Raw genomic sequence first — 13386 nt, 5'->3', positions numbered from 1 at the left:
TGCAGTGTTAAAAGAAACACCACACAATAACTAGATATACCTTTATCACTTAAATGGATTTTCCCAAATCTATACCAATTTCACCCAGACTAATGCCTAAATTGGTTTTATTACGAATCCCGGCCTGTTTAATTAATACAGTATTATTATAATTAGTAAATGATGATATGGGACTGTAAAATGCTGATAAGTAATTTATGAATAACTAACAAATCCTATAAAAACAGATAAATTACTATGAAAAGCTTTGTAAAGACCGTAAAAACATGGAATAGGCTATTAAAACTAGATAAAGACCATAAATGAGTGTAAAAATCTGATAAGGATAAAAAACAGATAGTAACTATAAAAAATTACAAATTAAGAGACCCAAATCTGCTAAATTATAAATCGGTCATTAAAATTAATCTAATTAATAAAAACAGAAAGTAATTGAATAAAAAGCAGGATGAAGTTAAAAAATAAATTCAAAAAGGATAAAATCTGATTTTATCCTCTTTTAGGATCGAAGATATGAATAATTATAAAATTATTCGACTACTTCAGCGAAACCAAAGTTCCTGCGGACGGAGTTAACTCTGATTTTAACTTCGTCACCGACTTTAGCTCCAGAAACAAAGACAACAAACCCTTCAATACGGGTAATACCGTCGCCGTCTCTACCTAAATCTTCAATTTTAACATCGTATTCTTCCCCTTCGTTAATAGGAGCAGAATTTTCCCTTTCATCTCTTCCGTAATTACTTCCGAACATATATATTCACTTCCAAATAATTTGCCTTAAATTGGCTTTTTAAAAATGTGAATTCTTAAAAAACTTAATAAAAAAGATTTTTATTTCGCTTCAAGAATCTTATTTCATTCACTAGCTTATTCCACCACTTCTGCAAAACCAAAATTTCTGCGAACAGAGTTAATTTTGATTTTTACTTCATCTCCAACTTTGGCTCCTGAAACGAAAACCACAAAACCTTCAATACGGGTAATGCCGTCACCATCTCTACCTAAATCTTCAATTTTAACATCGTATTCTTCCCCTTCACTGATGGGGGAGGAATTTTCCCTTTCATCTCTTCCGTAATCATTTCCGAACATTTATTCACTTCCAAATTTGCCATTAGAAATGGCTGACTTTATATTGATTTGGGGGCTTATAAAGGTATGTTAAATTCCAGACCTATTTTTGATTATTTTCAAGCTTGTGATGGTAATTGGGGTAGATTGAATATTAACATTGGCATGATCTTAACCACATTAATGGATCTTTTTATCAGTGATAAACAGTTTCCAAAAAACAGATCCTCACAAACAATGTTTACCCTAGTATGATCCATAACCTGCAAAAAATAATGGATTGTATCCTAACACAAACAATGTTTGATTCATATCCCTTTCAAAATAATTTTTAACCTTATAAAAATGATTTAAAACTCCATACAAAATATTTTAATGATCAAAAACATACTACCATCATGGAGGTTAAAAACAAGATCATCCTGGCCCTGGATGTTCCCAGCATGGAAAAAGCCGTGGAATTGATGGATAAAGTTTCTCCTTACCTGGACACAGTTAAGATTGGTTATCCCCTGGTGTTAGCTGAGGGATTGGAATCTGTGAGTCGGGTTAAAGAGGAGTATGATTGTAAGGTTATCTGTGATTTTAAGGTGGCAGACATACCTGCAACCAACCAGAAGATTGCTGATGTAACATTCCAGGCCGGTGCCGATGCAATTATCGTGCATGGATTTGTGGGAGCAGACAGTGCAACCAGCTGCCTTGAATCTGCCAATCAACATGGAAAAGAGATTTTCCTACTGACTGAAATGTCACACCCCGGTGCATCCCGGTTCCTGCAACCAGTTTCCATGGACATAGCCAGTATGGGTGTGGAAATGGGGATCACCAACTACGTTGGACCATCCACCCGTCTGGATCGCCTGGGAAAAATAAGACAGATAATAGGTAAGGATTCATTCCTGATATCCCCTGGTGTGGGTGTACAGGGAGGAAATCCTAAAGATACTCTTGAATTTGCCGATGCACTGATAATTGGTCGAAGTATATACCTAGCCCCGGACCCGGTAGAGATCCTTGAGTCCATCATAGATTCTATTGAACTTTAAACCCGCTATTTCATAGGCAATGTCAAATAGCAGGAAATAGATGAAGGTTACTGGCTGGAAATAGTTCATTCCTGGAATTATAAGCTGGGGGTAGATCATCTGCAGACCTCCCAGAACCGCCAGAACCAGAACTGCTATTTTCAGGGCGCAGCGGTAGTTGAAGAATTTTTCTACAATTTTTATTCCTTTTAAGCTTTCCCGATCATTGCCCACTTCATCCAACCAGGCAGCAATGGTGCATACAATCAGTGCACCCAACCCAACATATGGCATGCCAAATATGGCCAGGATTGCCAGGAAGATTCCTAAAGTGACCAGATGACCAATTTTATCCACTTTACCTGAAAGTAGGGTTCCCAGTAGTATGGCCAGGAAGATGGTGGCAGCATCAGTGAAGTTCACTGATAAATATCCAATTCCTATAACACAGATTATCCCACCTAGAATACCCAGAACAGTGTTGTTCTCCACATCCAGAGCATCATCCGAGAATTTCATGAAAAATCCAGATAATGCGTAGAGAACTGCCTCTAAAAACATGACTTTTTAAACTCCTCATAAATATTATTACAATTTATCTAATCTTATCTAATTAAATCCTATCAAAGCACACTATACGCCCAATAAACAGCATTATGTTGTGCTTTATTATTATCCCATATTATATCCCATTTTATACTATTTTAACGTTTTAATCACTTTTTGAACCGTTCTTGTTAATCAAATCCAGTGCACCGGCCACCATCATTGGGAATATTATGGTGGCATCCCCAATCACAGTCACCAGTTTGGATCCGCATTTGGCCTTGGCCCATGATTTAGCTTCTTCCAGTGGGGCCCCACTCAGACTTCCTGCTTCACTGCGGTCCAGTGTCACTTGTATTGCAGCGTCCACTCCACCAGTTAGTATGTTGGATGCCAGGGCGTAATGTTTGGGTAGTCCTCCTCCTAGGATTATGGTGGCTACCTTTTTGGATCCGTAGACTATGTCTGATAGTTCGCTCATGTCTCCGGCTGCATCCAGGGTGAGCTGGTTTTCCTGGGTGAACATCCACAGCTGCAGTCCCAGCATGCAGTCAATAATACCCGGTGCGAAGATTGGCACGTTTTTCTCGGTGGCAGTGTGAATTATGGATTCAGGATCCTGAATATGGTTCCCGATCTCGGTTAAAAATTGCCTGATATTCAGCTGATTCTCTTTTCCGGCAATTTCAGTCAGGATGGTGTTAATTTTTTTCTCGAAAACTTCGAAATCTTCTGATTTTGTGTATATGTCTCCAATACGACCCATGCCCATCTGACAGAGTTGTTCATCAGTTTCATTATGTTCACGGTAGTGTGAACCCCCAAAGGACTCCAGAAGGTCATGGGTGAGGTTGGCCCCACTGCTTATGATAACATCTACATGGCCACCGGCCACCAGATCACGGATGATCTTTCTAAGGCCACCGGGGACCATTGGCCCGGCAATGCTCAGGAAAACCGTGGTTTCCTCATCACTGATAAGTTCTGCCAGGAGCTCTGTAGCCCTGTAAAGTCTGCCGGCCCCCAAAACTCCGCTTTTCCCCATTTCTTCCATTAACTGCAGGGTGGTCATTCCAGGACCTACATTCATGTGTTGAATCTTCAGTTTCTGCACTTCCTATTTTAATTATATGAATAAAACCCCATCTAAGGAGTATGGGATAAATTTAAGAGTATGGAATAGATCTAAAAGTATAGATCTAATAAAATTTAGTTTAAATGATTTAACTAGTAAAAAGTATATCTTATTTTATTTATTCAATGGTTTATTTAAAACTAGTTTCTTCTAGTTTTCAGTCTGTGAATTAATCATATATATAATGATTAATTCATGTACAATTTCAAATCAGTACTTTTAAAGTGTTCAATTTATAAAAAATAAACTCAGGATAATTAATTATTTTAAGCCAGCGATTTTATCAAGAAGGTCGGTACGGGTCACAATTCCCCGTGCGTTTCCTGCAGGATCTACCACTATTAATCGGCCAATATGTTTTTTGTTCATGATTTCAATGGCATCGGCGATCATCAGATCTTCGTTGACGGTGATGGTGTTTTTGGTCATTATATCCACCACTTTCATTTCTTCACGTGACTCTGCCAGGGCCCGGCTGATATCAGACAATGTTACCATTCCCCTGATTTCACCATCATCCATTACTGGTGCACCTTCAATTGAGTTGGTGGATAAAACCCGGGCTGCATCACGGATTGTGCTTAATCCATCCAGGGTTATCAGGTTAGGGGTTGCCACTTCTATTACTCTTTTTTTGGGGATGCTGCGAATTGCAGTGGTGTCCAGGAGAATAATGCTATCCATGTCATCCCGCCCTACTACCACTCCATCTACTACCAGTTTATTTACTGGTGTGGGGCCTACTCGTATTTTATCTCCCAGATCCAGGGTTTTGATGTTTCCCACTGCTTTGATGGCTGCTTCACATTCTCCAGGGTGAGGGATACTGGTGAATTCTATCTTGGCCACGGTAATATCTTTTACAAGTTCCCCTGATTTGTATACAGGCACCTGACTCTTTTTATCGGTGTCCTGTATGTTTAAGGTATGGTAAGCTTTGATGGTTGGCTTATACCCTCCTCTTGGTCCAGGCACCCCTTTTACCAGCCCTAAACTACGGAGGGATTGCATCTGATTACGGATGGTTCCAGGGTTACGCTTCATTAATTCCGCTATTTCTTCACCTTTAACAGATCTGCCTTCGGAATTGCGGTATAAGTTTATGAGACTCTGTAGTATTTCTTTCTGAACTGATGTAAGCATTTGGAATCACCGAATCTATTAAGTAATATAATTATCTGATTTTAGTATAAATTTACCATTATTTATAATTATCATTAATTGTCACTTATGATAATATATAAATGTTTGGTATTACGCCTTATTTTTTAGTCTATCAAAAGCTTAATACTTAGTCTAAGTAAAAACTCCGAAATTTTTATGTATTATTTTTGAGAAGAGTAAATAAATTGTTATGAGGCAACTAACCTTTAGTCTGTTTTCTTTTTTGGTTAAGAGAGGATTAGTATGGGTTTTGAGTTTGGGTTTTTTAATATTGAAATCAGAAAATTACTATTCACTGCTAAAATATTTATAACTAGAAAATATTATATGGAAACACCTAATCTAATTATTACATAATTTATATTGATTATATGGTGTAGCTATGAAAAGTGATAAGCTTGATTATCCTAAAGGGTATAAAAAATGGCTACTTAAAAATCATAAAGTTGATTGTCATAAAGAGCAAGTGTTTTATGAATCTGCATCTGCTAAGATGAAGCAAGATTTTGAAAATTCTGATTTCTGGATAGATTTTTCTAAAAATTTAAAAGATTATAATGATCAATATCATCAAAAAAATGGTTATCATCTTTTGATGTATAGAGATAAAATTCCTCATATCCAAATCAAACCATATAAATCATTTTTCGAGAAAACGTATCGAAAAAATGTTTTAAACAATGAAAATTGGCCAGAAGCTCCGAATAACGACTGGATACTCCTCAATGATTATTCTAAAATTAATGATATCTTGAGAACTTGTATAGTGGTTAAATATTTAGATGGTGTTCAATTTTTAGTTGATATGATTAATGACCTTGGTACATCCTGTGCAATCGATTGTAATTATGACTTTGAAGCACGAATGGATGGCTATTATGCAGCACATATAGATCTAGTATTTCCAGTGGAGATCCCAGTAGGTTTAGAAGTTCAGAAAAACGATATTCATGTAGAAATTCAAATAACTACTCAACTTCAAGAGAATATTAGGCTGTTACTTCATAGTCATTATGAGAAAAAGCGAAAATCCTATGAGGATTTTGACAATGATTGGTTATGGGATTATAAAAGTGATGAATTTTTAGCAAATAATCTGGGGCATATCTTACATTATGTTGAAGGAATGATCATGGAAGCAAGAGAAAGACAAAGGTGAAAATATGGAAGAAAACTTTGAAAAATATTTGGAAAGTATAGGTTTTTCAAAAACTTTAATTAACCGTACAGAATCAATTATGGGTTACATAGAAAACATTTTTCCTGAAGAGAAAATTAACGATATTTTCGTCGAAGACTATTTAACAGAAACAGGACGTGAATATGATTCTATCTATTTTTTGACTGAAAAAAATTTAATGATAGACTGTAAAAATTTTAGAAATGAAAATTCTTTATTAACATTACCGATTTCTCAACATGTAGAAACTTTTAAAATGAGATTCAATGATTATGATATAAAAAATGAAAAATACTCCGAAAAATCTCAATTTGTAATAGAATTTAGAACTGATACCCGAGTATTTGGTGAAATTAAATCAAGTGGAAATAATTGTAATCATCTCAAAAATCTGTTAACAAATTATTTGATACCGAATATGATAGAATAAAAAATATTATATTCGTTGATTTTTGATTAGTTGTAAATAAATTATTCATATTTCTAATATCTCCAAGTCATTTGAATTTATTTATAATATCTTTATTACACCAACTTAGGGACATTTTAACCCCATTCTTAGGGAGCTACCATACATAAAAGCAACTAAATTAAAAAAAAAATAACCCCAAACCTCACATTTCAGTTCATTTAACACTCTTTTTTCATTTCAGAGACCATATCAAACATACATGCTGTTTGTATTTTTAGTTAGTCTAAGTTGGAGGAGGAGTTATGAATAAATTTTTATTTTAACTAAACCAATATGGAGGATATATTCCCTTCTCACGCACTTTCTTTACATCTATGATATTCGTATCCGGTTTACGCCGTTTACCGAAATTTTCATGATATTTTGATTTTCCTTCTGCTTTAGCAGTTTCAAAATTGAATAGACCCAAGGAGGTAGCTTCTAAAAAATGATCAGATGAATCACCTTTCCATCCAACAAATGCATGACCCGGTACTAAAATAATCAAAGGATCTATACCGCAAGCTTCCAAACAACTAGCAAAAAGAACACTTAAATCTATACAATTTCCAGATTTTTCTACTAATGTTTCTGTAGGAGTAGCAATTCTTTGAATAAAAATATTTTCAGTCTGCCCGAAACAAAATGGCCGGTTTACATATCGAATATCTTCTGATATGGTATCATAAATTGATTTAATCGTTTCTTCCATACTCGTATAATCCACATAATAACCTATATTTTTAGTGTTTCTGGCAGCTTTTGAGATAATATCGATTATAGTGGGTGCTTGTGGAGTTATCCATGATACAACCAAATCACTCAAATCTATTCCCCATGATCTACCAGGATCTTCAATTACCCAAACCATTGTATCTTTTGCCAGAACCTCAATGGGCTCGTTAAGTGAAAGTAGCGTATCGCCACCCGAAACTACTTTAATCGATAAAGATGTCTCCATGAGGTGATGTAACCCCTTAATAACATTTACGTCCAAATTAGGGGTAATTCTTACTTCTTCCTGACCATATGGATCAATTGTTACATCTTGTTCAAATTTATTTGACAAATTTTGGATTTCAGATATGACTGTTGCTTTAAGGGGAGAATTTGAGTAATTGGACAATATTACAATTGCTGGGGCGAATTTTTCAGAATATAACTTATTTATAGAGTTATAAACACTAGAAGGTAAAGGAAATGAATTTACAAATGCTAGTGCCTCGTTCATTTTTTCATTATGTAAAGATAAGTCAATGGATAACAAACCATAATCAGAAATATTCTTTGTTTTCCTGTGATCAAAAAATTCATCTTCCCCATAAACTAATTTATCCTTTGTATTGGAAGATATTGGAGGATTAAATATTCTCATAAGCTTTTTAGGTTTTAATAAGGTAAATTGAGGATTTGTTATTTTAAATCCTACAGGAGGAATAACTTTAATGTCATTCAACTTAACATTTTTAAATGGAAAGAATATTTTGAAAGGGAAATTAATGCTTTGATTTTGGTTAATTGTTAAATTATGATATCCAACATATGTTTTAAGTTCTATTAATTCGTTTAATATTACTTCACTAAAAATAGCCAAGTTATTCCCTGAAAAGGCATTATTAATCCACGGTACTAAACTTAATTCTTTTCTTCCAGAAGGATCATAACTTGTTGATTTCCTATAATCAAAGTTAGAAAAAGGCAAACCAATATTCCAATGAGCAAAGCTTTCAAATGATGTTAAATCTCTTAAACCAATATTAATAGAAGTTTTAAGTGGAAAAAATTTACTATCATTACCTGCGAAAACAAAAAGTAGTGGATGAAAATTATATTGATCTTCAAAAGGACCCCAATTTTCTTTTTTCTTCCAACCATCTTTCAAATATATTTCATCTGGAATTTCTCTGTTAGACTTTAAAAAGAATTTAGTTTTTATTTCTAAAATCTGTGAATTTAAAAATTTTAGATTCAAATTATCAACAATACAATCCACGTAATTATAAACATTTGGTAAAAAACAATTTCTTACAAATCTTATTATTTCACCTGTTTCTTCACTTTTCAGGGACATATCAAAGAATATTTCCGGACCGCCCTTTTTTTCAGCTTTGAAACCTTTACATGTTGTTATACAGTCATCCCATGATCTGTTCATACCACAACAAGAAGTACATATCAAACCTCCGCCCTGTTTTAAACAACTACGAACTCCCTTTCTTTTATTACAAATCATGCATAGAGCCATCAAGTCACCAATTATTGTATTAAACAATTAATATAAAATATTTTGTTCTATTGAATATTTCACTTTAATTATTCAGGGTAAAACATTATAATCTAATAATATTTGACCTTCCCATTTATTAATACTAATTTTCTAAATAAGACAAAAATCACCCTCAAACCTTTTGTTTTATTTCTTCTGCAACTTTCAATCTTTCAGAGGGTTTGACCCATAATTTCTTGATGTTGCCAATCCGGACTAATATTAGAGGCCAATAATTGGAAGGTCGGAAATATATTGTACAACGGAAAACCGATTAAGAGCTATTTTTCTCCAGCTAAGATTCTTGAGGAAATATTTGAAAGTTATAACCAAAAAAATATAGGGTATAAGAAAAGAATAATGATTGTTATTATACGAAGGAGGAATGGGGACGAGCAAAAATTATTGGTTAAATCTATTTACAGGTACTACTTGGCAGGAATTTCTTAAAGCAGGGGGAAATGTTACTGGTTTTAAGGAAAACAGATGGACAACAACTAAAAGAATCAAACCCGGTGATTATTTACTCTGTTATGTAACTGGAATTTCTCGTTTTATCGGTGTTCTTGAGGTCACCTCCGAAGCATTTAAAGATTCTGAGAACAAAATATGGGAATTTGACACATTTCCCTCAAGATTACAAGTTAAAACACTTGTAAAATTGGATCCAAAAAATGCTGTGCCTTTTTCCACTCTTAAAAAACGTTTATTAATGTATCAACGATTAGAAAATCCTGCTGCTTGGGGAATACTAGTTAGAGGTTCGCCAAAAAAATTAGACCCGGAAGATGGAAAATTAATTATTAAAGCTATCTATGATGCTCAAAAAAATCCTAATCCTATCTCTTATGATCAGAAGAAATTTGAAATGATTCCTCGCTATCTCCGAACAAAAAACATTGAAACACCAGTGACTATTCCAGATGATAAAGAAGACGAAATTCTAGTTAAAACAAACGAAACAACTCCACATACTGAAATCCAATGGTTACTGCTAAAATTAGGAAGTGATATGGGATTCGATGTTTGGGTAGCGCGTAATGATAGGAGCAAAGACTATAAAGGGAACAAATTTTCGGATATTTCTGGAATAATAAATGATTTACCATTACAATTTGACGAAGCAACTACAAAAACAATTGAACTAATAGACGTTTTATGGCTTGAAGGAAACTCAATTATAGCAGCTTTTGAAATCGAAAGCACAACTTCAATCTATTCTGGTTTATTAAGAATGTCTGACTTGGTAGCGATGCAACCTAATTTAAATATCCCATTATATATAGTGGCACCTGAATCTAGGAGAGAAAAAGTAATGCAAGAAGTTAATAGGCCTACTTTCTCAAAATTACCATTACCATTAAAGGAAATTTGTCGTTACATCTCGTTTAAAACATTGAAAATAGAAATCGAGAATTACAAACCAATTATAAAATATATTAAGCCTGAAATACTTGACGAAATTTCAGAATCTTGTATTGAAGAACTATGAGTAGGTGTGGGAATGGAATTAGATGATATAATTATGAAACGTTTGGCATTTATTAAATATCTTTACCAAAACGCAGTAGAGCAGTCGAAAAAGTCAGCTCCAATGTCATCTTACTCAATTTTAACTTTTCATGATGCTATAGAACTATTTTTGATTTTTGCTTATTTATATTTAGATGGTAATCAAGACACCAGAAGCATTAATTTTATGCAATATTGGGATTTGATTTCTAATTTACCAAATGGTGTTGAAATTTCCCAAAAAGGTTCAATAAAACGATTAAAAAATGCTAGAGTGTCTTTAAAACACCATGGTCATTTAATATCTGATTTAGATATCGAAGCACATAGAGCAACAACAACAAACTTTTTTGAAGAAAATACCGAAGTTATTTTTGGTATTCCTTTTTCCGATGTGTCTCTTATTAATTTAATACAATATAAAGAAGCTAAAAACAATCTTATAGAAGCTCGAAATTTACTGCAAGAAACGAATTATGAAGAAAGTATTCTAAAAGCAACTATTGCATTTAATCAAGTTTTAGATGATTATGAGGATAGAAAAAGAGACCAGTATGGTCGTTCACCGCTTTCATTAGGACCAAATTTCACTTTTATGAGCGGTAGTAGATTATTTGGTCATGAAATGAGGGATTTAAGTAGATACGCTGATACACTAAATGAGTCGATAGAGAAAATGAGAGAAGTTCTGAAAATAGTTATGTTCAATATAGACTACCGAAAATACCTTAAATTTAATTTAATAACCCCCCACGTAGTAAAAAGACCTAATGGTGAATATTGGTCTAGAGGACTTGAAAGATCTTCGAATAAAGAAGAAGCAGAATTTGTCATTAATTTTGTTATCGAAAGTGGTATATCTATTCAAGAATTCGATTTTGAAATTTCAGATCCGGATTAAGTTTAATTAAATTATTATTGCCAAGTTTTAAAAAAATGTTTCAGGGGGCTCAAATTTGATTTTATTAATAGGAAAAAATAACGATGTTGAAGAGCGTATTAAAGAATCCAAATTCTCAGAATTAAATATTTGGGAAAGAACTCATTTGGAAGAGTGGATTGCCAAATATCCAGATATACTTGGTGAAGAACTCCTGACTATAACTACAGAGTATGATAAATTTGATAAGACAGATAACCGTTTAGATATTTTGGCTATTGATAAAAAAGGCAAATTAGTGGTTATTGAACTTAAAAGGGATGTCGCTGACAAATTTGTAGATTTACAAGCCATACATTATGCTGCTTACTGTTCAACACTGAAATTTGAGCATATTATAAGTGAAAAAGCTATTTACCATGATGAATCTGAGGAAGAAGCAAGAGTCTCAATAACCGAGTTTATCACTAATCGTGAATTCTCAGATCTTGATGAAGACCCACGTATCATATTGGTTGCCAATGATTATCGAGAAGAAACTATTGCATCTGTTTTGTGGCTAAGAGACCATCAAGTTGATATAACCTGTGTTAAACTCGAACCTTATCAAATAGGAGATAAAATTGCAATAAAACCTGACATTATTATACCTTTACCTGAAGCTAAAGACTTCATGATACAAAAAGAGGAAAAAACAAAAAGTTCTAATAAATTTACCGCCCGACAACTTGCTTATAAGGAATTTTGGATTGATTTAGCTCGTGAATATGGAAAATTTGATCCAAACTTCAGAGTAAAAAGCCCATATCCACAATCATGGCTATGGTTTGGTGCCAGCAAAGCAGGTTTATATTACAACTGGACTTTCACTGAAGGCCGATTGACAATCGAATTGTACATATTAGGGGATCATAAAAGGAGTGAAGGCTATTTTGATCAATTATATAAATGGAAAGATGAAATTGAAGAAAAGATCGGGGCATTAGATTGGCGTAATATCGAAGGTAATAAAACCCGCCAAATAAGATTAAAAGAAGGTTTTGAAGCAAATATAATGGAATTAAATGAAGAAATTAAAAATAATGCCATAATATGGGGCATAGATAAAATGTCAGAATTCAAAGAAATGTTTAGCCCTTATATTCAAAAATTAGATTAATTAGGAAGTTCGTCATATGGTAGGATAACGAAATTATGAAATTTAAAAAGAATTATTATTTGAAATAATTTTTTTTGGGGGGAGGGGTTTATTTTTGAATAAAGAAAATGCTCGGAAAATAATTTTAAATGCAGTTGATACAACTAAACCCACTTGGAGTAGATGGGACGTTCACTGGGAAGATATGGATGAAATTTTTTTGAGTAGAGCTTATGACCAAATGGGTTTTGACGATTGGCTCTTTGTTGATTTTCTCAATAAATACAATATATATTCAATCGAAAAAATCGGTTCAATATTAGATGGCACTAAATTTGAAAAAAAGTACAACCGTGAACTTGCGGGTTCCTTAAACTCACCTTTTTACCAAGATATGAAAAAAGGGACATATAAAACAGAAGGAAAAGGGTTCTATAAATCTGTGGAAGAGTTTAATGGAGGCAAAGGGGCAGCATATTTCAAATTATTATGGTATATGCTTGTAGCTTGCAACTACATTAAAGTAAATTATAACGCCAGTTTTTCAGACTATCTCCAGTCACAATACACTGATTACAAGGAGATAAAAAATATATCAAATGATGAATTCTTTAAAATATCAACTAATGAATGGGAAGAATTCAAAAAGCACAAAAAACCTTGGAATGAGCTTTATGGAGTCGGACCTAATGTATTTGATTATATTATGGGGGACATTGTAGAATTAAAATTTGTTAAAGACTCATATAAACTAGATTCTGCTAATGAAAGGTTTTTAGAAAAAACAGGGATAATTAAAAGTTCTGAATTAAACCAAGCAAATGCAGTGAAAGTTTTGAGTGATTTAAATCTTCATTACACTCTTAGAGAAATTAATAAAGGGTTGTATGTTTATTGCAGTAAATTACATTGCCGTGGTTACTGTTTCTGCCGTGACTCCCAAAAATGCCAAGATTGTAACGTTAATGATATTTGTATAAAGAATTTCTGATTCAAATAGAAGCAAAAATAA

13 protein-coding genes are annotated in these 13386 nt (G+C 33.5%); 7 read left to right on the top strand and 6 right to left on the bottom strand.

Annotated features, from left to right (window positions below; all coding sequences use genetic code 11):
• Positions 1-529 precede the first annotated feature (529 nt).
• Entirely contained in the window at positions 530-754 is a 225-nt protein-coding gene (locus A994_RS12315) for a TRAM domain-containing protein (RefSeq protein WP_004031993.1), read from the bottom strand.
• Positions 755-870: 116 nt separating this feature from the next.
• Entirely contained in the window at positions 871-1095 is a 225-nt protein-coding gene (locus tag A994_RS12310) for a TRAM domain-containing protein (RefSeq protein ID WP_004031992.1), read from the bottom strand.
• Positions 1096-1472: 377 nt separating this feature from the next.
• On the opposite strand from A994_RS12310, the gene pyrF reads away from it, so the two are divergent.
• Positions 1473-2123 carry an orotidine-5'-phosphate decarboxylase gene (gene pyrF / locus A994_RS12305; protein ID WP_004031991.1) on the top strand — a complete coding sequence of 217 codons (651 nt, stop codon included), beginning with the start codon at positions 1473-1475 and terminating at the stop codon, positions 2121-2123.
• Here pyrF and A994_RS12300 read toward each other — a convergent pair.
• From A994_RS12300 to A994_RS12290, 3 genes are all read right to left on the bottom strand, one after another.
• Positions 2067-2663, bottom strand: a complete 597-nt coding sequence (locus A994_RS12300) for a hypothetical protein (RefSeq protein WP_004031990.1) — start codon at positions 2661-2663, stop codon at positions 2067-2069. The two genes, pyrF and A994_RS12300, sit on opposite strands and share 57 nt — an antisense overlap.
• Positions 2664-2814: 151 nt before the next feature.
• On the bottom strand, positions 2815-3738 hold the full coding sequence (locus A994_RS12295; RefSeq protein WP_004031989.1) for a deoxyhypusine synthase: 924 nt from the start codon (positions 3736-3738) through the stop codon (positions 2815-2817).
• Positions 3739-4044: 306 nt separating this feature from the next.
• Positions 4045-4926 (bottom strand): CBS domain-containing protein, encoded by an 882-nt coding sequence (locus A994_RS12290; RefSeq protein WP_004031988.1) that lies wholly within the window; start codon positions 4924-4926, stop codon positions 4045-4047.
• 403 nt (positions 4927-5329) lie between these two features.
• Here A994_RS12290 and A994_RS12285 point away from each other — a divergent pair, with 403 nt between their 5' ends.
• Together A994_RS12285 and A994_RS12280 are read left to right on the top strand one after the other, a co-directional pair.
• On the top strand, positions 5330-6106 hold the full coding sequence (locus A994_RS12285) for a nucleotidyltransferase family protein (RefSeq protein WP_004031986.1): 777 nt from the start codon (positions 5330-5332) through the stop codon (positions 6104-6106).
• A gap of 4 nt (positions 6107-6110) precedes the next feature.
• Positions 6111-6557 carry a hypothetical protein gene (locus A994_RS12280; protein WP_004031985.1) on the top strand — a complete coding sequence of 149 codons (447 nt, stop codon included), beginning with the start codon at positions 6111-6113 and terminating at the stop codon, positions 6555-6557.
• A gap of 301 nt (positions 6558-6858) precedes the next feature.
• On the opposite strand, the gene A994_RS12275 is transcribed toward A994_RS12280, so the two are convergent.
• Positions 6859-8823, bottom strand: a complete 1965-nt coding sequence (locus A994_RS12275) for a transglutaminase-like domain-containing protein (RefSeq protein WP_004031984.1) — start codon at positions 8821-8823, stop codon at positions 6859-6861.
• A gap of 385 nt (positions 8824-9208) precedes the next feature.
• On the opposite strand from A994_RS12275, the gene A994_RS12985 reads away from it, so the two are divergent.
• The 4 genes from A994_RS12985 (at position 9209) to A994_RS12255 (ending at position 13365) form a co-directional block, all read left to right on the top strand.
• On the top strand, positions 9209-10336 hold the full coding sequence (locus A994_RS12985) for an EVE domain-containing protein (RefSeq protein ID WP_157787282.1): 1128 nt from the start codon (positions 9209-9211) through the stop codon (positions 10334-10336).
• Between the two features lie 12 nt (positions 10337-10348).
• The gene (locus tag A994_RS12265) at positions 10349-11257 is read left to right on the top strand and encodes a hypothetical protein (protein ID WP_004031982.1); all 909 of its coding nucleotides are present in this window, start codon (positions 10349-10351) and stop codon (positions 11255-11257) included.
• A gap of 55 nt (positions 11258-11312) precedes the next feature.
• The gene (locus tag A994_RS12260; RefSeq protein ID WP_004031981.1) at positions 11313-12395 is read left to right on the top strand and encodes a DUF4268 domain-containing protein; all 1083 of its coding nucleotides are present in this window, start codon (positions 11313-11315) and stop codon (positions 12393-12395) included.
• A 94-nt stretch (positions 12396-12489) separates the two neighbouring features.
• Positions 12490-13365, top strand: coding sequence for a hypothetical protein (locus tag A994_RS12255; RefSeq protein WP_004031980.1), 876 nt, complete (start codon positions 12490-12492; stop codon positions 13363-13365).
• Positions 13366-13386 lie beyond the last annotated feature (21 nt).

The organism is Methanobacterium formicicum DSM 3637 (genome assembly GCF_000302455.1).
Classification (GTDB): Archaea; Methanobacteriota; Methanobacteria; order Methanobacteriales; family Methanobacteriaceae; genus Methanobacterium; species Methanobacterium formicicum_A.
The sequence above is the reverse complement of the archived record's forward strand: the minus strand, read 5'-3'. Positions and strand labels throughout refer to the sequence as shown.